The 22,459-nt window shown below is 64.4% G+C and carries 22 protein-coding genes; 15 read left to right on the top strand and 7 right to left on the bottom strand.

From position 1 onward, the window contains the following. Positions 1–65: 65 nt before the first annotated feature. Positions 66–848 (bottom strand): inositol monophosphatase family protein, encoded by a 783-nt coding sequence (locus tag O3300_RS15615; protein ID WP_035826389.1) that lies wholly within the window; start codon positions 846–848, stop codon positions 66–68. 195 nt (positions 849–1,043) lie between these two features. Between O3300_RS15615 and O3300_RS15610 the strand changes: the two genes are divergently transcribed. The 12 genes from O3300_RS15610 to O3300_RS15555 all read left to right on the top strand — a co-directional run bounded on the left by O3300_RS15610 (position 1,044) and on the right by O3300_RS15555 (position 15,006). Continuing rightward, on the top strand, positions 1,044–1,808 hold the full coding sequence (locus O3300_RS15610) for an RNA methyltransferase (RefSeq protein ID WP_070254993.1): 765 nt from the start codon (positions 1,044–1,046) through the stop codon (positions 1,806–1,808). Beyond that, complete coding sequence (locus O3300_RS15605) at positions 1,805–2,707, top strand: LysR substrate-binding domain-containing protein (protein WP_305053459.1); 903 nt, start codon at positions 1,805–1,807, stop codon at positions 2,705–2,707. The genes O3300_RS15610 and O3300_RS15605 overlap by 4 nt, the downstream gene beginning before the upstream one ends. Positions 2,708–2,797: 90 nt before the next feature. Continuing rightward, positions 2,798–4,003 (top strand): MFS transporter, encoded by a 1,206-nt coding sequence (locus O3300_RS15600; RefSeq protein ID WP_305053458.1) that lies wholly within the window; start codon positions 2,798–2,800, stop codon positions 4,001–4,003. Between the two features lie 86 nt (positions 4,004–4,089). After that, on the top strand, positions 4,090–4,617 hold the full coding sequence (locus O3300_RS15595) for a hypothetical protein (RefSeq protein ID WP_305053457.1): 528 nt from the start codon (positions 4,090–4,092) through the stop codon (positions 4,615–4,617). A gap of 7 nt (positions 4,618–4,624) precedes the next feature. Next, a complete protein-coding gene (locus O3300_RS15590; protein ID WP_305053456.1) occupies positions 4,625–6,259 on the top strand; it encodes a GMC family oxidoreductase in 1,635 nt (544 codons plus the stop codon). Continuing rightward, entirely contained in the window at positions 6,256–7,212 is a 957-nt protein-coding gene (locus O3300_RS15585) for a triacylglycerol lipase (protein WP_305053455.1), read from the top strand. The genes O3300_RS15590 and O3300_RS15585 overlap by 4 nt, the downstream gene beginning before the upstream one ends. A gap of 302 nt (positions 7,213–7,514) precedes the next feature. Beyond that, positions 7,515–11,153, top strand: coding sequence for an EAL domain-containing protein (locus tag O3300_RS15580; protein ID WP_251351850.1), 3,639 nt, complete (start codon positions 7,515–7,517; stop codon positions 11,151–11,153). A 135-nt stretch (positions 11,154–11,288) separates the two neighbouring features. Beyond that, positions 11,289–11,918 carry a phasin family protein gene (locus tag O3300_RS15575; RefSeq protein WP_305053454.1) on the top strand — a complete coding sequence of 210 codons (630 nt, stop codon included), beginning with the start codon at positions 11,289–11,291 and terminating at the stop codon, positions 11,916–11,918. A 138-nt stretch (positions 11,919–12,056) separates the two neighbouring features. Further along, the gene (locus O3300_RS15570) at positions 12,057–12,728 is read left to right on the top strand and encodes a TetR/AcrR family transcriptional regulator (protein WP_034758777.1); all 672 of its coding nucleotides are present in this window, start codon (positions 12,057–12,059) and stop codon (positions 12,726–12,728) included. A gap of 41 nt (positions 12,729–12,769) precedes the next feature. Further along, the gene (locus tag O3300_RS15565; RefSeq protein ID WP_099664834.1) at positions 12,770–13,543 is read left to right on the top strand and encodes a hypothetical protein; all 774 of its coding nucleotides are present in this window, start codon (positions 12,770–12,772) and stop codon (positions 13,541–13,543) included. Between the two features lie 11 nt (positions 13,544–13,554). Continuing rightward, a complete protein-coding gene (locus O3300_RS15560) occupies positions 13,555–14,100 on the top strand; it encodes a TIGR00730 family Rossman fold protein (RefSeq protein WP_180278808.1) in 546 nt (181 codons plus the stop codon). Between the two features lie 312 nt (positions 14,101–14,412). Further along, positions 14,413–15,006 (top strand): PEP-CTERM sorting domain-containing protein, encoded by a 594-nt coding sequence (locus tag O3300_RS15555; RefSeq protein ID WP_305053596.1) that lies wholly within the window; start codon positions 14,413–14,415, stop codon positions 15,004–15,006. Positions 15,007–15,132: 126 nt separating this feature from the next. Here O3300_RS15555 and O3300_RS15550 read toward each other — a convergent pair whose 3' ends face one another. From O3300_RS15550 to O3300_RS15540, 3 genes are all read right to left on the bottom strand, one after another. Further along, complete coding sequence (locus tag O3300_RS15550) at positions 15,133–15,645, bottom strand: YgjP-like metallopeptidase domain-containing protein (protein ID WP_034758768.1); 513 nt, start codon at positions 15,643–15,645, stop codon at positions 15,133–15,135. Between the two features lie 170 nt (positions 15,646–15,815). Further along, positions 15,816–16,232 (bottom strand): KGG domain-containing protein, encoded by a 417-nt coding sequence (locus O3300_RS15545; RefSeq protein ID WP_305053453.1) that lies wholly within the window; start codon positions 16,230–16,232, stop codon positions 15,816–15,818. Positions 16,233–16,279: 47 nt separating this feature from the next. Further along, positions 16,280–16,792, bottom strand: a complete 513-nt coding sequence (locus O3300_RS15540; RefSeq protein ID WP_099664830.1) for a phasin family protein — start codon at positions 16,790–16,792, stop codon at positions 16,280–16,282. A gap of 345 nt (positions 16,793–17,137) precedes the next feature. Here O3300_RS15540 and purU point away from each other — a divergent pair, with 345 nt between their 5' ends. After that, entirely contained in the window at positions 17,138–18,019 is an 882-nt protein-coding gene (gene purU / locus O3300_RS15535; RefSeq protein ID WP_077401742.1) for a formyltetrahydrofolate deformylase, read from the top strand. A gap of 39 nt (positions 18,020–18,058) precedes the next feature. Then, positions 18,059–18,601, top strand: a complete 543-nt coding sequence (locus O3300_RS15530; protein WP_070291303.1) for a YaeQ family protein — start codon at positions 18,059–18,061, stop codon at positions 18,599–18,601. A 60-nt stretch (positions 18,602–18,661) separates the two neighbouring features. Here the strand turns inward: O3300_RS15530 and O3300_RS15525 are convergent, their stop codons facing one another. Further along, positions 18,662–19,447, bottom strand: coding sequence for a head GIN domain-containing protein (locus O3300_RS15525; protein WP_099664828.1), 786 nt, complete (start codon positions 19,445–19,447; stop codon positions 18,662–18,664). Between the two features lie 188 nt (positions 19,448–19,635). Between O3300_RS15525 and O3300_RS15520 the strand changes: the two genes are divergently transcribed. Then, the gene (locus tag O3300_RS15520; protein WP_077409040.1) at positions 19,636–20,271 is read left to right on the top strand and encodes an SAM-dependent methyltransferase; all 636 of its coding nucleotides are present in this window, start codon (positions 19,636–19,638) and stop codon (positions 20,269–20,271) included. A 62-nt stretch (positions 20,272–20,333) separates the two neighbouring features. On the opposite strand, the gene O3300_RS15515 is transcribed toward O3300_RS15520, so the two are convergent. Both O3300_RS15515 and O3300_RS15510 read right to left on the bottom strand, forming a co-directional pair. Continuing rightward, on the bottom strand, positions 20,334–21,608 hold the full coding sequence (locus tag O3300_RS15515) for a cytochrome c (RefSeq protein WP_305053452.1): 1,275 nt from the start codon (positions 21,606–21,608) through the stop codon (positions 20,334–20,336). After that, positions 21,605–22,327: a c-type cytochrome gene (locus O3300_RS15510; protein ID WP_305053451.1), complete on the bottom strand. Its 723-nt coding sequence runs from the start codon at positions 22,325–22,327 to the stop codon at positions 21,605–21,607. Before O3300_RS15510 ends, O3300_RS15515 begins: the two co-directional genes overlap by 4 nt. Between the last annotated feature and the right edge of the window lie 132 nt (positions 22,328–22,459).

The raw sequence follows: 22,459 nt of genomic DNA, 5'->3' as shown, positions 1-22,459 counted from the left end.
GGGCGAAAAAAAAGCTGCCGGAGTCGCCTCCGGCAGCTTTTGTTACATCAGCGCGGGCCCGGCAATCAGGCGAATGGCGTCAGCAGGGTGATCATCTGGCCAAAGATCTTCGGGCTGGCGGCGATGACGTCGCCCTTGTACAGGTAGTCCGATTCGCCGGAAAATTCACCGACGATGCCGCCCGATTCCGTGATCATCAGGGCGCCGGCGGCGATATCCCAAGGCTTCAAGCCTTTTTCGTAGAAGCCGTCCAGGCGGCCGCAAGCGACGTAAGCCAGGTCCAGCGCGGCCGAGCCGGCGCGGCGCACGCCCTGGCTGCGTTCGCCCATGATCGCGTACATCTTCAGGTATTCGTCCAGCGCGCGGGCGCTGCCGGCCACGTAGCCGGTGCCCAGCAGGGCGTTCGAGATGCGGTCCAGCTTGGTGACGCGGATGCGTTTTTCGTTTAGGTAGGCGCCGGCACCCTTGGTGGCCGTGAACAGGTCGTTGCGGACCGGATCGTAGATGACGGCTTGCGTGACGACGCCGCGATGCGCGAGGGCGATCGAGATGCAGTATTGCGGGAAACCGTGGATGAAGTTGGTGGTGCCATCGATCGGGTCGATGATCCACTGATATTCATTCTCGTCGTGCGAGTTGGCGGAAGCTCCCGATTCCTCAGCCAGGAACGCGTGGTCCGGGTAGGCTTTGGACAGCACCTCGATGATGGCTTGTTCGGCCGCCTGGTCGACGTCGGTGACGAAATCGTTATGTTGTTTTTCCGTGACGACGACGCGGTCGAGGTCAAAAGAGGCGCGATTGATGACGGCGGCGCCGCGGCGGGCGGCTTTGATCGCCGTGTTGAGCATTGGGTGCATGTGAGCTTCCGTTAAAAGCACGCGACCGCCCAGCGTCGCCTTTCGGCGCCGGTACGATAGAGTGCAAGAATGAATTAAAGAGCGGAGCGGTGCCGAAGTGGTTAAAATCCCGGCCTGGAGTCAGCGTTTTGTGACTCCGTTTCCCGAAATTTCCTGTATCGATACCGCGCAATAGCGCTATTTTAAATGAATCTGCCCGAAATCAACACGTCTCTTTTCAAACGCCTGCGATTTATTCTTGTCGAAACTAGTCGATCCGGCAACATTGGCGCCGTCGCGCGGGCCATGAAAACGATGGGTTTTTCCGATCTGGTGCTGGTCAACCCCCGCTTTCCCGACGCCTTGACGGACGCGGAAGCGGTGGCTTTCGCCAGCGGCGCGCAGGATATCCTGTCCGGCGCGCGCATCGTCGGCTCCATCGCCGAGGCGCTCGAAGGCTGCAATTACGCGGCGGCCGTCTCGGCCCGGCTGCGCGAATTTTCGCCGCCCGTCACGGCGCCGCGCGCCATCGCCGCGCAGCTGGCGGCCAGCGAGGACTTGCACGCGGCCGTCATCTTCGGCAACGAGCGCTTCGGCTTGCCCAACGAGATCGTCGAGCAGTGCAATGTGCTGATCAACATCCCCGCCAATCCCGAGTATTCCTCGCTGAACCTGTCGCAGGCGGCGCAGGTCGTCGCCTACGAATGCCGCGTGGCGGCCCTCGGCGACGGGCAAATCGCCAGTCCCGTCGGCTTTCACGGCGACGCGGCCAGCCTGGCGCAGGTCGACGGCATGTATGCGCACTTGGAACAGGCGCTGGTGGCCATCGATTTTCTCGACGCCGACAACCCGAAAAAGCTCATGCCACGGCTGAAACGCCTGTTTTCGCGCACGGGGCTGGAAACGGAAGAAGTCAATATCCTGCGCGGCATCGCCCGGCATATCCTGGCGGTGGCGAAAAAAGGCCCATGATAGAAACCCGGCTGCTGCGCCAGTTCATCGCCGTCGCCGAGGAACTCAATTTCCGCCGCGCGGCCGAACGGCTGCACATGGCGCAGCCGCCGTTGTCGCAGGCGATATTGCGGCTGGAAGAAGCGCTCGGCTATCCCGTCTTCGAGCGCACCAACCGCAAGGTCAGCCTGACGCCGGCCGGCACGGCTTTCCTGGCCACGGCCCGCCAGGTGCTGGCCAGCCTGGAAGAGGGCGTGGCGGCCACGCGCCGCGTGGCGCAGGGCATCGAGGGCCACGTGCGCCTCAGTTTCATCCACATCACGCCCTACGCCCACGTATTGAATGCCTTGCGCGCGTTCCGCGCCGCTTCGCCCGCCGTGCAATTCACCTTGCGCGAAGCGTCGACGCAGCAGCAGGTCGAGTGGCTGGAAAAAGGCGAGGTCGATGTCGCCCTGCTGCGCGCGCCGGGGCGCAGCACGCCGGGCCTGCGCTTCGAGCGCCTGTCCGGCGAAGACATCGTTGTTGCGCTGCCGTTGAACCACCGCTGCGCGGGCCAGGCGCGGGTGGACTTGGCGGATTTGGCCGGTGACGATTTCGTCGCCTCGCCGCGCGAACTGGGCCAGGGTTTCCACGACCAGCTGGCCAGCCTGTGCCTGCACGCGGGCTTCGTGCCGCAGGTGGCGCAGCAGGCGCGCCGCTTGCAAACGGTGCTGGGATTGGTGGCGGCCGGTTTTGGTGCGGCCCTGCTGCCGGCCAGCCTGGCGGCGTCCATGCCGGCGGGCGTCGTCATGCTGCCGCTGGCAAGCAGCGCGCCCGCGCCGCTGCGCCAGCTCGACCTGTACATGGCGTGGGACCCGCGGCGCACATCCCCCGTGCGCGAGCGGCTGCTGGCGCAATTGCGGCACTTTTCCCCGTATTGAGACTTTGAACGTCTCGTTTCAAGATAAATAAGATATTTTACAGATGGTCATCGCGGGGCCAGCATGGCGTTTTGATTGTCAGGAACTGCCATGTCCACCATGTCCTCGCGCACTGCGCTGCCGTCCGCCGCGCTGCCACTCTCCATCTATCTGCTTTCCCTGTGCAGCTTTGCCTTCGGCTTGTGCGAATTCATCGCCGCCGGCCTGTTGACGCCCATGGCGCGCGACTTGCACGCCAGCGTGGCGGCGGCCGGCGGCGCCATCGCCGCGTATGCGCTGGGGGCGGCCATCGGCGCGCCCGTGCTGACGGCCTTGCTGGCGCGCCGGCCCGTGCGCCAGGTGCTGGTGGCCACCATGCTCGTGCTGGCGGCCGGCAGCGTGGCCATGGCGGCCGCGCCGGCGCTGGGCGCGCTGCTGGGGGTGCGCTTTGCCGTCGGCCTCGCGCATGGCGTGTTCATGGCCATCGCCTCGCATGCGGCCACCAGCCTGGTCGACCCGTCGCGCGCGGGCCGGGCGCTGTCCATCGTCTGGCTGGGCCTGACCCTGGCGCTGGCGGGCGGCGTGCCGCTGGGGACGTGGCTGGGCGCCGTCGCGTCGTGGCGCTGGGTATTTGCGGTGATCGGCGTGCTGGCCCTGTGCGGCGGCGCGGGCTTGCGCCTCGCCATGCCGGCCGCGCGCCAGCAGACCGGCGCCACATCGGCCCTGGCCAGCCTGCGCGCCATCCTGCAACCGCCCCTGCTGCTGGCGGCCGGCGTGGCGGCGCTGGTCAGCGTGGCCACCTTCAGTTTTTTCACGTATGTCTCGCCCTTCCTGCTGCAGCTGGGCGGGCTCGATGCGGGCTGGCTGGGCGCCGCCATGCTGTGCTTTGGCGCGTGCGCCATCGGCGGCAACCTGCTGGGCGGCTGGTGCGCGGACCGTCCCCACGCGCTGCGCGCCACCATGCTGGCCCTGGCCGCGCTGGCGCTCAATCTGCTGGCCTTTTATCTGCTGCGCGCCCATCCCCTGGCCATGCTGGCCCTGTGCGGCACTTTGGGCTTGCTGTTCTTTGCTCTCGTCACCCTGTCGACCATGGGTTTACTGCGCCTGGCGCGGCGGCATTGCCCGGGCAGCGACGCCGTGGCGGCGGGCTTGAATATCGCCGCCTTCAATGGGGGCACGGCGCTTGGCGGCGCACTGGGCGGCGCGCTGATCGTCGCCTGCGGCTTGCCCAGCATCGCCATCGGCGGCGCGCTGGCGGCGCTGCTAGCCATGCTGCTGCTGTGGTTTCAGTCGCAAAAACTAGACTCTCCGCTCTAGTTTTTGCGTTCAAACGCCCACTGCCTTTGGCGTACACTGGCTTGCAAAAGGCGGTATAAAACAAGGGGAGACATGGCAATGGAGACATGCTGATGCGACGCAGATCGTTTCTGAAACTGGGTGTGCTCGGCGCCTGCGCGCTGGCCGCCGGCGGCGCCGCGTACCGGCTGGTGCGCGGACCGTCGCCTCCCGGCCGCTTCGTGCTCGATGGCGCGGCGCGCGGGGCGCTGGCGGCCATCGTGCCGGCCATGCTGGGCAGCGCGCTGCCGCGGGAAGCCCCCGCGCGGGCCGCGGCGCTCGATGGCGCCATCGCCGGCGTCGACACGGCTATCCGCGGCTTGCCGCTGGCGGCGCAGCAGGAAGTGCAGGATTTGTTCGGCCTGCTGGCGCTGGCGCCCGCGCGGCGCTTCGTCGCCGGCGTCAAAGATGGCTGGCGCGAAGCCGACCCCGCCCAGGTGGCCGCCTTTCTGCAATCGTGGCGCACGCACCGCCTGGCCATCTTGCAGACGGCCTACCTGGCCCTGCACGACCTGATCCTCGGCGCCTGGTATGCCGATGCCGCCCACTGGGCCGCCATCGGCTATCCGGGACCGCTGCCCGAACTGAGCGCATAAGGCATCCATGAGCACATCCCCCATTCCCGACCCCATCGCCATCGGCGTGGCCGGCGGCTGGAACGTCACCGACGCCAGCACCCTGAATGCCGACCGCACCCTGGAGGCGGATGTCGTCGTCATCGGCAGCGGCGCCGGCGGCGGCGTGACGGCGGAAATCCTCGCGCTGGCCGGCCTGAAGGTCTTGATCGTCGAAGAGGGCGGCTTGAAGTCTTCGCGCGACTTCAAGATGCGCGAAGCGGACGCCTATCCCGCGCTGTACCAGGAATCGGCCGCGCGCAAGACGCGCGACAAGGCCATCAACATTTTGCAGGGGCGCACCGTGGGCGGTTCGACCACCGTCAACTGGACGTCGAGCTTCCGCACGCCGCCCGGCACCCTCGATTACTGGCGCAAGCATTTTGGCTTGTCCGGCTATTCCGTGGACGCCATGGCGCCGTGGTTCGCCATGATGGAAAAACGCCTGCACGTGAGCGACTGGGCCGCGCCGCCGAATGAAAACAACGACTTATTGCGGCGTGGCGCCACGGCGCTGGGCATCCCCACGGCCGCCATCCGGCGCAATGTGAACGGCTGCTGGAACCTCGGCTACTGCGGCATGGGTTGCCCGACCAACGCCAAGCAATCGATGCTGGTGACGACGATCCCCTCGGCGCTGGCGCTGGGCGCGGGCTTGCTCGTGCATGCGCGCGCGGAACGCTTCAGCTTCAAGGGCGAGCGCATCGACAGCCTGCAGGTGACGGCGCTCGATGCTGCCGGTCAGGCGCCCACGGGCATGCGCCTCACCTTGCGCGCCAGGCACTTCGTGCTGGCCGGCGGCGCCATCAATTCGCCCGCGCTGCTGCTGCGCTCGCAGGCGCCCGATCCGCACGGCTTGCTGGGGCGGCGCACCTTCTTGCATCCGACGGTGATTTCGGCGGGCTTGTTCAAGCAGCGCGTCGACGCCTATGCGGGCGCACCGCAGACGATTTATTCCGACCATTTCCTGCACACGGCGCCCATCGATGGCCCCATCGGCTACAAGCTCGAAGCGCCGCCCCTGCATCCGCTGCTGATGGCCACCACCATGGGCGGCTTCGGCGACGAGCATGCGCGCACCATGCGCGACTTCCCCCATGCGCACGCCTTGCTGGCGCTGCTGCGCGACGGCTTTCACCATGAAGCGGCGGGCGGCAGCGTATCGATCGACAGCTTCGGCGCGCCCGTGCTCGACTATCCGCTCACGCCCTTCATCTGGGATGGCGTGCGGCGCGCGCTGCTGTCGATGGCGGAAATCCAGTTCGCGGCCGGCGCGCGGAGCGTGTATCCCGTGCACGAGCTGGCCAGCCACTACACCAGCTGGACGCAGGCGAAACAGGCCATCGGCGATTTGCCGATGAAGGCGCTGCTGGCGCGCGTGGTATCGGCCCACGTGATGGGCGGCTGCGCCATGTCGGACGATGCGCGCCTGGGCGTGACGGGCGCCGACGGCCGCTACCACGGCGTGCGCAACTTGTCCGTGCACGACGGCTCGCTGTTCCCCACCTCGATAGGCGCCAATCCGCAATTGACGCTGTATGCGCTGGCCGCGCGCCTGGCCAGCGGCCTGGCGCGGGAACTGACGGGCAAGCCGGCGCCCGTTCCCGTTGCAGGCACGGCATGATCGCGCGCGTCCTCAAGTGGCTGATGCTGCTGCAAGTACTGGCCGTGCTGGCGGTGGCGTACCTGGCCATGCATGTCTGGGGCGTGGCGTCGCCGGTGCTGGCCTTGCTGCTGGCGGGCGCCATGCTGCTGGCCGTGCGCGCGCTGGTCGTGGCGCGCAATTTCCGGGAAAGCCGGTATCTTGGCAGCCCCGTGCCGCCGGAACATCAGTTGGGTGTGCGGGGCGCCGCGCGGCTGTTCCTGGGCGAGTTGCGCGCTACGCTGTGGACCTCGTCGTGGGGCATGCTGCGTCCGCGCCTGCATGCGGCCGACACCGTCGCTGGCCAGGGCTTGCCGGTGCTGCTGATCCACGGCTATGTGTGCAACCGCGGCTACTGGGCGCAGCTGAGCCGGCAGCTGGCGCGGGCCGGCATCGCGCACGACGGCGTCGACCTGGAACCGATAGGCGCCGATATCGAGGAGTTCGTGCCGCAGGTCGAGCAAGCCATCGCGGCGCTGTGCGCCCGCACGGGCAGCGACCGCGCCATCATCGTCGCCCACAGCATGGGCGGCCTGGTGGCGCGCGCGTGGCTGCGCCATTATGGCGCGGCCCGCGTGGCGCGCGTCGTCACCATCGGCACGCCGCACCACGGCACGGCGCTGGCCAATGTGGCGGCGGGCGCCAATGCGCGCCAGATGAGCCGTATCCATGGCGCGCCCAGCGGTTGGCTGGCGCAGCTGGCCGCCAGCGAGACGCCGGAAACGCGCGCCCTGATCACCTCGATTTACTCGCACCACGATAATATTGTCGCGCCGCAATCTTCCGCGCATTTGCCCGGCGCGCGCAATCTTGCCTTCGGCGGCATCGGCCACGTGGCGCTGGCCAGCGATGCGCGCGTGCTGCGTCAGCTGTTGGCGGAAATTACTATCAAGACCGAAGTCGCCCAGCCCCCATCTTCCCCCCGTTTTGCCTGAATCCTGTTGTGTTTTATCTGCATGGCAAGACTGTCTCTTTTGACTCTGCTGTTGCCCGTGTTTAACAGCGTCACGGGCAGAAAATGCTGTTTTCCACTGGCGTACTGTATTAAGCTAACGTCAGAAGACGGCTGGCGGAAATTTGTTCCCGAGGCCGCTTGCGAAGCTCTGCAGGTACCCTGCGCACAGATATTTTTCTGGATGTATGGCAAGATGTTATAGGATTGTTATGTTAGCCGCGCATGCGGAAAGTTGAACGCAGGCGGAAAATGAGTCCATGCAGTTTTTATTGGGGGCGCTAATTGTCCGCACGTATCCTGATTATTGAAGATAACGCCACCAATATGGAATTGATGGTGTATTTGCTGCGCGCCTTCGGGTACACGCCGCTGGCAGCCTATGACGGCGAAGAGGGCGTGCGCATGGCGCGCAGCGAATTGCCGGACTTGATCATTTGCGACGTGCATTTGCCCAAGCTCGACGGCTACGGCGTGGTGGCGGAGCTGAAGAAAGACCCGCGGCTGCGCGCGATCCCGGCCCTGGCCGTGACGGCGCTGGCCATGGTGGGCGACCGCGAACGCCTGCTGGAGGCGGGTTTCAATGGCTACATCGGCAAACCTATCGAGCCCGACCTTTTCGTTGCGGAGCTGGAGTCTTTTTTACCCGGGGCGCCGTCGACGCCAGTTAAAAACGACATAGCCACCATCCTGATCGTCGATGATCATGTGCTGAACCGCGAGTTCCTGACCGCGCTGCTGGGTTACGGCGGCCACCGCCTGCTGGAAGCGGCGAATGGCGCCGACGCGCTGGAAATCCTGCGCACCGAGCGGCCCGACCTGATCATTTCCGACATCCTTATGCCGAACATGGACGGCTACGAATTCGTCACGCGCGTGCATGCCGACCCCGCGCTGACCGACGTGCCCATCATCTTCTATACGGCCACCTACCGGGAGCAGGAAGCGATCTTGCTGGCGCAGGCCTGCGGCGTGCGCTGGGTGCTGCCCAAGCCGTCCGACCCCGAGGTCATCGTGCGCACCGTCAACGAGGCGCTGGGGCTGATGCCGGCGGCGGCACAGGTGCCGGGTGCGCCGGGCGCCGGCGGCGGCGCGGCGCTTCCCGCCGCAGGCAAGCTGGCCGGCATCGAGCACCAGGTCAGCGGCTACCTCGATGAACTGGAATCGAGCAGCCAGCAGATTTCGCAGCTGGCCAGCCAGCGCGAGGGTCAGGCCGCCATCCCCGAAGACCTGGGCGTCATGACGGAGCGCCTGTCGCGTTCCCTGTCGAGCCTGCAGGCGGTCAGCCTGCGCCTGACGGCCTTGATCGAGCTGGGCATCGAGCTGGGCGCCGAACGCGATCCGCGCGCCCTGATCGAGGCGGGCTGCAAGGTGGCGCAGAATATCTGCGTCTCGAAGTACGCCTGCATCGGCGTGCTGGAAGAGGGCGCCGAAAAGCTCAGCTATTTTTCTTCGTGCGGCGCCGAGAAAAACCTCGAGCGCATCGCCAGCGCGCCGCGCACGGGCATCCTGAACCGCTTGCTGGAGCAGCGCCAGCCCTACCGGGTCAATGGCTTGAAGGGCGACCCCGGCGCGCTGGGCCTGCCCGACACGCACCCGCCCGTGCACTCCTTCCTGGGCGTGGCCATCGCCTCGCGTGAACGCAGCCACGGCTGGCTGTACCTGGTCGACAAGCTGGGGGCGACTGAGTTTTCCGAAGTCGACGAGCGGGTCGCCGCCACGGTGGCGGCGCAGATCGCCGTCGCCTACGACAACCTGCTGCTGTACGACGAGATCAAGCGCCATCACGAGCAGCTGACCCTGGACATGGCGGCGCGCATCCGCCTCGATGAAGACTTGCGCCGCTTCCGCCTGGCGATGGACGCCACGGCCGACGCGATTTTCCTCGTCGACCGCGCCGGCATGTGCTTCGTCGACGTCAACCAGACGGCTTGCCGCATGCTCGGTTTCGAGCGCGAGGATTTCCTGCGCGTGGGGCCTGGCCGCGCGCACGACGGCGAATCCCAGCTGGAAGAGCTGTACAACAAGCTGCTGGCCGGCGACCAGGGCGGGCCGATGACGGAATTGCAGTTGCAGCGCAAGGACGGCTCGCCGCTGTCGGTGGAAGTGCAGCGGCGCACCCTGCGCTCGGGGCAGAGCTGGATCCTGGTGGCCGTGGCGCGCGACATCACCGAGCGCAAGGATGCCGAGCAGCGCCTGATGAAGCTGGCCCATTTCGACACCTTGACGGGCTTGCCGAACCGCAGCCAGTTTTACGTCTCGCTGACCCATTCCCTGGCCCAGGCGGCCGAACACCAGTGGGCCGTGGCCGTGCTGTTCATGGATATCGACCGCTTCAAGAATATCAACGACACCCTGGGCCACACCATCGGCGACGACCTGCTGCGCCAGTTTTCCAGCCGCCTGGTCGATTGCCTGCGCGTGCGCGATACCATCGGCCGCTTTGGCGGCGACGAATTTGCCACCATCCTGGTGCTGCCCGACGGCGCCCAGCATGCCGTGGGCGTGGTCCACAAGGTGCGCGAGGCGATGCGCAAGCCCTTCGACTTGCAGGGCCATGAAGTGACGGTGACGGTCAGCATCGGCATTTCCGTGTACCCCGACGATGGCGTCGATGCGGACACGCTGATCCAATATGCCGACACGGCCATGTACCGCGCCAAGGAGGCGGGCCGCGACGCCTTCCGCTTCTTCACGGCGGAAATGAATGCGCAGTCGATGGCGCGGCTGGACATGGAAAACGCCCTGCGGCGCGCCATCGACAACGAGGAATTCGTGCTGTTCTTCCAGCCCAAGGTGAATATCATCTCGGGGCGCATCAGCGGCGCCGAAGCGCTGATACGCTGGCGCCGCCCCGGTCACGGCATGGTTTCGCCGGCCCTGTTCATCCCCCTGCTGGAAGAAACGGGACTCATCGTGCGCGTCGGTAACTGGGTGCTCGACGAAGCGTGCAAGAAGATCAGCGAGTGGGGCGCCAGCAGCATCGGGCCGGTGCACCTGTCGGTGAACGTCTCGGGCATCCAGTTTTTCGTCGGCGGCCTGGAAGAGGAGGTGCTCAAGGCCATCCGCAAATACGAGATCGCGCCCGAACTGCTGGAGCTGGAACTGACGGAAAGCTCGCTGATGTCGAACGCCGAGGAAACCATCGCCGTGCTGCGCAACCTGAAGGCGCTGGGCATCCAGATTTCCATCGACGATTTCGGCACCGGCTATTCCAGCCTGGCCTACCTGAAGCGCTTCCCCATCGACAAGCTGAAGATCGACATCGCCTTCGTGCGCGAAGTCACCAGCAATCCGGACGACGCGGCCATCGTGCTGGCCATCATCAGCATGGCGCACAGCATGAAGCTGGAAGTGATCGCCGAAGGCGTGGAAAACGACGCGCAGCTGGCCTATTTGCGGCGCCACGGCTGCGACGAGATGCAGGGGTATTATTTCAGCCGCCCCGTGCCGCACGAGGAATTCGAGCAGATGTTGATGGGCGGCAAGTTGCTGCAGGCGCCTGAGGATGCCGCCGGCGAAGAGCAGCAAACTTTGCTGATCGTCGACGACGATGTGTTCATGCTCGACGTGCTCAGCGACTTCCTGGCGCAGGACGGCTACCGCATCCTCACGGCGCAGACGGCCGCCGAAGGTTTCGACATCCTGGCGCGCCACAAGGTGCAGGTGATCCTGTGCGACCAGTGCATGCCGCTCATGAGCGGCACCGAATTCATGGAACGGGTCAAGCACCTGTGTCCCGACACTTTCCGCATCATGCTGTCGGCCTTTGCCGACCTGACGCCCATCATGGCGGCCATCAACCGCGGCGCCGTCGACCGCTTCTACACGAAACCGTGGAAAGGCGCCGTACTGCGCGAGAATATCCGCGAAGGCTTCCGCCTGCACAAGCTGCTGCATGGCCAGGTGAAGGCGGCGGCCTAGGCGCTGGCCGCTGCGTGCGCTGGCGCACCTTCCGAGGCAGCTTTCTATCGGATTAGACTCCCGTCTCTAGTTTTGCTCACTAGAATAAAAAGTATCCATGAAGTGGCATGGCCTTTCATATGACGGGAGCTGGCGATGGTGAAGAAATTGAAGGAATTGGCGGAAGACAAGGAATTGGCGAACGCCGTGCGCTCGTCCGCGCAGCAGATCTGGCAAGCGGGCCTGGGCGCCTTCGCCAAGGCGCAGGAAGAGGGTGGACGCGTGTTTTCCCGGCTGGTGAAGGAAGGCACGGAATTCCAGAAGCGCGCCGAAGACAAGGTTTCCGGCGTCAGCGACAGTGTCAGCAAGCTGGCCGATGGCGTGGGCAAGCAGGCCAGCGGCTCCTGGGACAAGCTGGAACAGGTGTTTGAAGAGCGTGTCGCGCGCGCCCTGGCCACCATCGGCGTGCCCACGCAACAGGATATTTCCGCACTGCATGCGCAGATCGAGGCCTTGAGCCGGCAAGTGGCGGCGCTGTCGGCCCAGGCCGCGCCGGTGCCCAAGCCGAAGGCCGCGGCCAAGCCCGCGGCCAAGCCCGCCGTGAAGGCGGCGCCGAAAGTTGCACCGAAAACCGCGCCGAAAGCGGTCGTCGCCAAGGCCCCGGCCAAGCCGGCAGCCCGGAGCGCGCCGCGCGCCGCGGCCAAGCCGGCGAGCAAAGCGGTGAGCAAGCAGGCAAGCAAGCCGGCGGCGAAACCGGCGGCGAAGAAAAAAGCACCGGCCGCCTGAGCCGGTGCCGCATCCCTCCAGCCTGCGCGAGCAGGCTTTTTCTTGCCCGGGCTTTTCGCCGGCGCCCGGGGGCGGAGTGTTTCATTACAGCTATCTTAGGTGGTATGCTTGAGGCAGAACACAGAGAGATTGCCCGCCATGCTACAAAAAGCACCACGCCGTACCCGCGAACGCATCCTGGAGTTGTCGCTGCGCCTGTTCAATGAGTTTGGTGAGCCGAATATCACGACGACCGTGATTGCGGAAGAGATGAACATTTCGCCCGGCAACCTGTATTACCACTTCCGTAACAAGGACGACATCGTCAATTCCATCTTCGTCCAGTTCGAGGCGGAAATCGAACGCATCCTGACCGTGCCCGACGGGCGCCGCTCGAATATCGAGGATGTCTGGCTGTATTTGCACCTGATGTTCGAACTGATCTGGCGCTACCGCTTCTTCTATCGCGACCTCAACGATTTGCTGTCGCGCAACCGCAAGCTGGAATTGCACTTCAAGCTGATCCTGGCGCACAAGATCAAGGTGGCCACGCAGCTGTGCGAAGACTTGCGCAGCGAACAGTCGCTGGAAGCGTCGGACATGGAAGTGGCCGCGATGGCGACGAATATGGTGGTCGTCGCCACCTACTGGCTGTCGTACGAATATGTGCGCAACCCGCGCAAGTACAGCGAGCAGCAATCGATGTCCGACGCGCTGGCGCGCGGCTGTTACCAGGTGCTGTCCCTGATCGGGCCGTATTTACGCAATGAAACGCATTTGCTGTTTCGCAAACTGTCGGAAGAGTATGTGACAAAACTCAAGAACGACTGACGCGACTGCTGGCGCCACGTCGTCATTTACAGGAGAGATATATGGCTTGGAAACAATTTCCTTATCCGGACGAAGCATATGTCTACACCCCGCAAACCCTGGAAGCGGCCTGGGCGCGCCTGCATGCGGGCGATGTGGAACCCTTTCCCACGCACCCGGCGCTGGTGCAGGCGTGGCTGGCCTTCCATGCGGGCGACTTCGAGCGGGCCGTGAAACTGGGCCTGGCTGTCGGCGTGCCCGGCTATGCGGTGGCGCACAAGGCGACCTGCATCTATGCCACGCACCTGGAAGTGGATGACAGCCGGAAACTCGACATGTACGAGGAAGTGGCGGAGCGCTGCGAGCGCCAGCAGAGCGAGCAGCCGGACAATCCGGCCGGCTACTACTGGCACGCCTACAGCCTGGGCCGCTATGCGCTGGGCACGTCCGTCGTCAAGGCCCTGGCGCAGGGCATGGGCGCGCGCGTGCGCAATAGCCTGGACCGCACGATGACGGTGGCGCCCATGCATGCGGAAGCGCATATCGCGTTTGGGATTTATCATACGGAAATTATCGACAAGGTCGGCGCCATGATAGGCGGCCTGACCTACGGCGCCAACAAGGAAGATGGCTACCAGCACTTCAAGACGGCGCTGGCCCTGACGCCGTATTCGGCGCTGGCGCACAGCGAATATGCGCGCGCCTTGAATATGCTGGACGGAAAGAAAAAGCTGGCGGAAGCGCTGGCCCTGTATGAAAAGGCGGCCGAGTGCGTGGCACTGGACGCCAAGGAGCGCCTCGAGGTCGAGGCGGCGATCGATGAATTGAAAGGGTAGGGAATACTGTGATCAAGGCTTTATGTGTGTATTGCGGCGCCAACGCGGGCGTCTCGCCGGACTATGCCGTGGCGGCGCGCGAACTGGCGCGCGTGCTGGTGGCGGAAAATATCTCGCTCGTGTATGGCGGCGGCAAGGTGGGACTGATGGGCGTGATCGCCGATGAAGTGCTGCGCCTGGGCGGCGAGGTGACGGGCGTGATTCCCACCCAGCTGGTCGAGCGCGAAGTGGGCCACACGGGCTTGACGCGGCAGTTCATCGTGAAGGACATGCACGAGCGCAAGGCGATGATGGCCAGCCTGTCCGACGCCTTCATCGCCATGCCCGGCGGCTATGGCACCCTGGAAGAGCTGTTCGAGATGCTCACCTGGGCCCAGCTGGGCTTGCACGCCAAGCCCATCGGCTTGCTCAATGTCGACCGTTTTTATGACGGCTTGATCGCTTTCGTGCAAAACGGCAAGGAACAGGGCTTCATCCGCCCGCAGCACGCGGCGTTCCTGAACGCCGATGCCGATCCTGCGGCCCTGGTGCAGCGGTTGAAGGATAGTGCGCCGTAAATCTTCTTTGTGAAGTCTCATCCAGAGCCATGCATTGTGAAATGCATGGCTTTTTTATTTCTGTGCGGGAAAATTGATCAAGATCAATTAATTAATTAATATAAATATAGCTAGAATATTTCCACGTAGGCATGTTTTTTTGAAAATGAAGATGCTTTTTATGCATGAATGTGTTCTACTGCAATTGTTCAAAAGACAGGCATGTCGGACACCCAGCGAGGCGCCTCCCGTTTCCCGCTACGACGCCTAGATATTGCAAGTTGCCACAACCTCGCTACTTCATCATCTTGAAAGGATACTATTGTGAAACCAATGACTCTCTTGCGCGCGACTGCCGTCGCCGCCATTCTCGCCGCCGGCGGCGCCCACGCACAAACCACCGTCATCGGCTTCGATGCGCTGGAGCAACCCGGCATTCTCGGATCCGTCTTCGATTCCTATTCCGAAGGCGGCTACGATTTCGACAGCAGCTTCTTGGGCTTGCTCAGTTCTGCCCATCAAAGCAACTTTGCCTATGCCGGCTCGGCCGGTCTTGGCGCCACCGTGCTGACGACGACAACCTTGAGCCGTACCGATGGCGCCGCTTTCTCGCTGAGCTCGATCCGTCTGGCTGACTTCGTGAGCTTGCCTGGCCCTTACGACGTGACGTTCTTCGGCCATCAGGTGGGCGGCGGCACGGTGACCCAGACCTTCAGCCTCGATGGCAGCCATAACTTCAGCGATTACACGTTCACGGGTTTCAACAACCTGCTGTCGGCAACGTGGCAGGAGGGCGCCTTGCACACCTTCCAGGTCGATAATATCGCCGCCAGCGTGAGCGCCGTGCCGGAACCGGCCACCTACGGCATGATGCTGGGCGGACTGGGCTTGCTGGCCTTCCTGCGCCGCCGCAAAAACGCCGCCTGAGCCTGAGCACGCTGCCGGTCCCGCCGGCACATGCGTCAAGAGCCGCCCGTCTTGCCGGGTGGCTACTCTGACCCACGCCAACAATGCCGCCCAATGGATGCCCGGGGCGGCATTGTTACATGGATGTCATGACCACAGGCGCTGGCCGGACAGGTCGAGCTGGGTCAGGTACAGGCGCACGTCGAATTCGTACTGGTGGTATTGCGGTTCCATATACGTGCACAGCTTGTAGAACGCCTTGTCATGCTGCTTTTCCTTCACGTGCGCCAGTTCGTGCACGGCGATCATGCGCAGGAATTCCAGCGGCACTTCCTTGAACATGGTGGCCACGCGGATTTCATGCTTGGCCTTGAGCTTGCCGCCCTGCACGCGCGAGATCGAGGTATGCAAGCCCAGCGCGTGCTGGATCACATGGATCTTGCTGTCGAACGCCACCTTGTTGATGGGTTCGGCATTGCGCAGGAATTCATTCTTCAAGTCCTGCACATACTGGTATAAAGCCTTGTCGTTGCGTACATCGTGCGCGTTCGGATAGCGTTTCAACAGGACATCGCCCAGCTTGTCTTGCGCGATCAGTTGCTGCACTTGCGCTTGCGTTTGTTCGGAATAGGCGCTCAGGTATTTCAGGGATGGCTGCATGCGGGGAAGGGCGGGGCGTGGCGCGGAGGTGTCGGTAAGGCGAGAATGTACCATACCGCCGCCCCCGCGCTGCGCCAGCCCTTGCACGGGGCTGCCAGGGCTGCCAGGGCCGCCCCTGCCTACCTGCATCAGGCCGCGCGCCGCAGGGGCAGCCCGGCGGCCGGCCCCGCTCAGCCCGCTCCGCCTGCTCCGCCCTTGTCGTCCTCGTCCTTGCCGCCTTGCCGGCCGGGGCGGCCCTGCTCGGTGCCGCCGCTGCGCGTGGCCGTGCCGCTGCGGCTTTCATTGGCGCGCTGGGCCGACTGCCGGCTTTCGCCGCCTTTGCGGCCGATTTCCGCCATGTGTTCGCGGTTGCGGCTGACGGCTTCGCCGCCTTTCTGTCCGGCCCGGCGCGCTTCTTCCGAGTCGAATTCATGCGCCGTGCCCTTTTGATGGGCTGCCTGGCCGCCCTTGCTGGCGATTTCGCGTTGCTGTTCCTCGTTCATGGCGGCGAAACCGCGCTTGCTCGGGCCTTTGCCGCTGCCCGATTCGCCGGCTTTCTGGCTGCTGCCAGCGCCTTTGCCCTGTTCATTACCTTGATTGCTAGCCATGTCGCTCTCCTTGCTGTCGAGTGGGGTCAAGTGGTCAATTCAAGTGCTCAATGCGCCTGATCGGATTGCCTGCCGGTATCGCGGCTGCGGCCGGCGCCATTGCTGGGGGCCGTGGCGTGCATCTTTTCGATCATTTCACGCTGGCGCTGCGTGGCTTTTTCCGTTTCCTCGGCCGTCTTGCGCACCACTTCGTCAGCGAAGGCCACGGCCGTGCGCCTCGCTTCGGGCAGGTGGTTCTCTGCCGTGCGGTTCATTTCGACATTGGCGTTGGCGACGAGGTTGCCGAGCTGCTGCTGGTACTGCTGCAGCTTGTTGCTGCTCGGCTGCAACTGGGCTGCGGCCAGCGACATGAACTCGCCCGTGTCGCGCGCGCACAGCAGTTGCTGGCTGGCGCTGCTCCATTCCTGCAGCAAGTCTTGCGCCAGCCGCAGATGCAGCTCGCTCAGTTGCTGCGCCGTATCGACCAGCTTGCGTGATAGTTCCGTGGCGAAATTGCACTGGGCCTCCAGGTGGGACTTCAGGGCGGGGCTGAAACTGGGGGAAATACTGTTTGTGAACATGTTCTACCTCAATGAAAAACGGATCCAGGAAACACCCGGTGCACCGGATGCGGCGTATGGTGAAACAAGCAAAGGGATAGACGCCGGATGGCGTGCCAGGTTCCACGCCAGTGGCCCGTTTGGCGTGGGAATGGCGCCTGGCAGGCGGAAAAATGCGATGACTTTGTGTTAGATCAAATGAACGTGAATCGGCTTGCCGCCGCCGGCAGCCATGCTGCTTGTGTGGAAAATGCGGGTTGACTGGCCCGGCCGTGCGACAATAGCCGGCTCGCGGCAGCGCAGCCGATGGCCGGCGCGCGTGGCTGAGCCGAGCATAGCCCACTTTTTTTGCTTTATTCCGCGACCATGACGCATCCCGAATACATCCTGACCCTGTCCTGCCTGGACCAGCGCGGCATCGTGCACCGCGTGTCCGGCTTCCTGGCCGAACGCGGCTGCAACATCCTCGATTCCGCCCAGTTCGGCGACCAGGAATCCCAGCTGTTCTTCATGCGCGTGCATTTCGCGCTGGAAGACGGCGCCGTCAGCGACGCCCAGTTGCGCAGCGACTTCGCCGACCTGTCGCAAGCCATGCAGTTGAACGGCCCCTTCCACGGCCAGCTGCACGATGCGCGCGTCAAGCCGCGCGTCATGCTGATGGTGTCGAAGATCGGCCATTGCCTGAACGATTTGCTGTTCCGCTACAAGAGCGGCTTGCTGAACGTGGAAATTCCCGCCATCGTGTCGAACCACATGGAGTTCTACCAGCTGGCGGCCAGCTACAATATTCCGTTCCACCACCTGCCGCTGGCCACCGGCGCGCCGGAAGCGGCCAAGCTGGCGCAGGAAGCGAAGATCATCGACTTGATGGACACGCACAAGATCGACCTGGTGGTGCTGGCGCGCTACATGCAGATCCTGTCGCCCGGCCTGTGCCAGGCGCTCGACGGCCGCGCCATCAATATCCACCATTCCTTCCTGCCCAGCTTCAAGGGCGCCAAGCCGTATGCGCAGGCGCATCACCGCGGCGTCAAGCTGATCGGCGCGACGGCCCATTTCGTCACGGGCGACCTGGATGAAGGCCCGATCATCGAGCAGGACGTCGAGCGCGTCGACCATGCGATGGATGCGGAAACCCTGACGGCCATCGGCCGCGACGTCGAGTGCGTGGTGCTGGCGCGCGCCGTGAAATGGTTCGTCGAGCACCGCATCCTGAAAAATGGCGACAAGACCGTGGTTTTCCGCTGATACCGACTTCACTATTCACTTTACCGAGACAGAAACACGATGGCCCTCAAAGCAACAATTTTCAAAGCCGATCTGCAGATCGCCGACATGGACCGCAATTACTACCAGGATCACGCGCTGACCCTGGCGCGCCATCCGTCCGAAACGGACGAGCGCATGATGGTGCGCCTGCTGGCGTTCGCCATCCACGCCGACGAGGCGCTGACGTTTACCAAGGGCCTGTTCGACACGGAAGAGCCCGACCTGTGGCAGAAAGACTTGACGGGCGCCATCCAGCTGTGGATCGAAGTGGGCCAGCCGGACGAAAAGCGCATCCTGAAGGCGTGCGGCCGTTCGGAACAGGTCATCGTCTACAGCTATGGCGCAACCAGCCACATCTGGTGGAAGCAGATCGCGAACAAGCTGGAACGGGCGAAGAACTTGACCGTGATCAACTTGCCGTCGGAAGCGGCGCAAGACATGAGCAAGCTGGCGCAGCGCACGATGCAGCTGCAATGCACGATCCAGGATGGCCAGATCTGGCTGACGGACAGCGTCAACACGGTCCTGATCGACCGCGAACCGGTGAAGCCGGCCCGCTGATGTAGCCTGTCTGAAACGCAAAAAGCCCGGATCGCTCCGGGCTTTTGTCATTGCGGGGGCTTAATTCGGCGCCGCGCCCAGCCGCTTGATGCTGCTCGAACGCTGCATGCTGCGGCTGATGCGCGGGTCGCCGTAGTAGCTCACTTCGCCCGAGCCGCCGATGCTGATGGTCAAGTCATCCTTGGCCCACACTTGCGCCTCGCCCGAGCCGCCGATGCTCACCTGCACGTCGCGCGCGGCCAGCTTGCCCGCCTGGATATTGCCCGAGCCGCCGATCGAGGCCGTCAGTTGCTCCGTCTTGCCGCTGGCCTTGAAGTTGCCGCTGCCGCCGATGGCGATGGAGACCTGGCGGCTGTCGAGGTCGCGCGCGTGGATGGAGCCGGAGCCGCCCACGTCGAAGCGCAGATTCTCGGCGCGCAAGCCCGTGGCCGTGATGTTGCCCGAGCCGCCCACGCTGATGCGTTCCACCTGGCGCGCCTGGATGACGATGTTCAGGCTGCTCTGGCGGAAGTTGGCGTTGCGCTTGGCGGGGCGGATGCGCAAGGTGCCGTTTTCCACCGCCGTCTCGATCAGCGGCAAAATGTTGTCGTCGGCCTCGATGGTGATGCTGTCCGTGTTGCCGATACGCAATTCGACCGTGCCCGGCACGTTCAGCGCCACGGCATGGAAACTGCCGACTTCGCGCGTCTGCTTTTGCAGCTTGCCGCTGCCCTGGATGCTGTTGCCGGAAATCCAGTCGAGCGGCGAGGCCAACGCCGGCGCGGCCGGGAGGGCCAGCGCGCAGGCGGCCAGCAGCAGGACGGTGGCGGCGCGGGCACGGCGTGGGTGGAAAAGTGTCGGTGTCATTCTTGCTCCCTGTTTGGAATTGGTATACTTGCATGGTATGCCAGCCGGCCGCGCCTGCGTAGTGCGCTGCGACAGACTGCACCGGCAGCGGCATGGAATGCAGGAGGATGCGACAGGATGGCATGAGGTATCATGCCGGTATTGGACATACGACGACCGGCACGCGCCGGTCACACTACTGGAATTACATGCTGATCATCACCATCAAACAGGGCAAGGAAAAGAGCTTGCTGGGCCAATCCTGGATTTACGCGTCCGCGATTGAAAAAGTCGAAGGCAAGCCGCAGGAAAAAATGAAGCCCGGCTCGACGGCCATCGTGCAAAGCTCATCGAAGCAATTCATCGCCCGCGCCGCCTACAATTCGAAGTCGCAGATCCGCGCGCGCATCTGGAGCTTCAAGGAAGACGAACCGGTCGACCACGCGCTGATCAAGCGCCGCGTCAAGGCCGCCATCGAGAAAAAATTATCTGCCATCAAGAAAGCGGGCGAAAACCAGCTGTTGACCCTGATCAAGGGCGAAGACGAGGGCTTGCCCGGCCTGGTGGTGCAGCTGTTCGGCGGCGTGCAAGGCTATCTGATCTGCGAATTCAATGCGGGCGGCGTGGATGCGTGGAAAGTGGCCATCGTGCAATCGCTGATGGCGTCCACGGGGTGCGTCAACGTGTACGAGCGCTGCGACGACCTGATGCGCAAGGGCGAAGGCTTGCCCCTGATCGACGGCGCCCTGGCCGGCGAAGAGCCGCCCGATGAAGTCATGCTGACGGACAACGGCGTGCGTTATGCGCTGGACCTGAAGACTGGGCACAAGAGCAAGTTCCGCTGAGGACTGCTGCTTGAGATAAAAAAAACCGGCGCTGGCCGGTTTTTTTTATTTCCGCAGGCGCGCTACTCCAGCGGCACGCTGCGGTATTTATTGACTTCCAGGGCCGACACGGCCGGTGCATCATTGCCCCACGACGCACGCAGGTACGTGACCACGGCCGCCACTTCCGCATCATCCATGACGGGGCCGAACGGCGGCATGCCGTAGGGGCGCGGGTTGCCTTTTGTTCCGGGCGCGAAGCCGCCGTTGAGCACGAGCCGGATGGCGTTGACGGCCGACGCCGTCGTCAGCGCGCGGTTGCCGGCCAGCGGCGGGTAGCCGGGCGGCACGCCCTTGCCGTCGGCCTGGTGGCAGCTTGCGCATTGCGCCTCATACAGTTTCGCGCCCAGCGCCAGTTGCTGCCGGGCTTGCTCGGACGTGTCGCGCGGCGCCCGTTGCGCGGGCTGCGCAGGACCGGGCAGGCTTTTCAGGTAGACGGCCATCGCTTGCACGTCGGCATTGCTCATGTGCTGCAAGCTTTGCCGCACGACTTCCGCCATGGGGCCGAAGACGGTGGCGCGCGGCGACACGCCCGTTTGCAGCAATTCCACGATATGCGCCGTGTCCCAGTCGCCCAGGCCCGCTTCCGCATCCGACGTCAGCGACGGCGCATACCAGCCCAGCACGGGAATCAGGCCGCCCGACAGGCCGTCGTCGCTGCCGCCCAGGGTCGTGCGGCTGCTATGGCAGGCGCTGCAGTGGCCCAGGCCCTGCACCAGGTAGGCGCCGCGGTTCCATTCCATGCTTTTGCCCGTCAGCGGCTGGTACACGCCCGGTTTGAAATACAGGGCGCGCCAGGCTGCCAGCGCGATCTGCTGGTTATAGGGGAAGCGCAGCGCGTGCGGCTGGTTGGCTTGCCGGTGCGGCGGCACGCTCTGGAAGTAGGCGTACAGAGCGTCGCTATCCTCGCGCCGCACCTTGGTGTAGCTGGTGTAGGGAAAGGCCGGATACAGCAGCCGGCCATCCTTCGATTTGCCGTTGTGGATTGCGCGCCAGAAATCGTCGGCCGTCCAGCTGCCGATGCCCGTTTCCCTGTCGGCCGTGATGTTGGGCGAGAGCACCTTGCCGAACGGCGTCTGCAAGGCACGGCCGCCCGCGTAGGGCACGCCGCCGCGCGTCGTGTGGCAAGCCATGCAGTCGCCCGCCTTGGCCAGGTAGGCGCCGCGCGCGACCAGCTGTTCCTGGCTCAGGGTGCTGGCGGTGGCCGGCGGTCCCACGTCGTCCGCCGGCCACAGCAGGAATTTGGCACCGGCTGCACCGATGGCGACGATGGCCGCCGCGAGCATCCATTTTTTCATGGCGCCACCTGTGCGCCGGAGCCGGGCACGCCGCCGCAATGCAGCGGCAAGGGCAGGGCGATACTGGCGGCCGGACGCGCGTCGGCGCTGGCCACTTGCGTGCCCAGCCAGGCCGAGACGGCGCCCACGTCCGCGTCGGACAGGCGCTGCGCCACTTGCGCCATGCAGTCGGGCGCGTGGGCGCGGCGGATGCCGTTCTTCCACGCGCCCAGCTGGGCGTTGATATAGTCGCGCGGCAAGCCCAGCAAGCCGGGGATGGCGGGTGCCACGCCGGCCAGCTGCTGGCCGTGGCAGGCGATACAGGCGGGAATTTTCTTGCCGGCATCGCCATGCAGCACCAGCTGCTTGCCGCGCGCCAGGGCCGTCGTGCCGGCGCCGCTGGGCTGGGCCGGCGGCGGGGCAGGGTGCTGCGCCGCAAAATAGTCGGCAATCTCGCGCAGGTAATCGTCAGGCAAGTGTTCCACCATATAGTTCATCATCGGATACTGGCGCCGTCCCTCGCGAAAGTTCAGCAACTGGTTGTACAGGTAGCCGGCCGGCTTGCCCGCGATGCGGGGAAAGAAGGCGTCGTGGCGTTCCTTTTGCGCATGACAGGCCGTGCACGCCTTGATGCGCTGTTCCAGGCTGTCGTGGCTGGCGGAAATGCTGGCGGGCGCGGCCAGCGCCGTGGCGGGCAAGGCAATGGCCAGCAACAGCACGAGGGGGGAATGCAGTAGCATGGAGAGTTGCATGGAAAAGTAACCTGTCTCGTCGGTCGATTATGGCGTCCCGGTGTTGCTGCCCGGATGTTGTTACCCTAGCATATAACGGGTGCTGTCACTGTGACAGGATCAGTTGTGCAATAAAACTAC

Origin of the sequence: Janthinobacterium sp. SUN206, assembly GCF_030587305.1 — a bacterium.
In the GTDB taxonomy this organism is placed as follows: Bacteria; Pseudomonadota; Gammaproteobacteria; order Burkholderiales; family Burkholderiaceae_D; genus Janthinobacterium; species Janthinobacterium kumbetense.
This window is presented reverse-complemented; position numbering and strand designations above follow the sequence as displayed.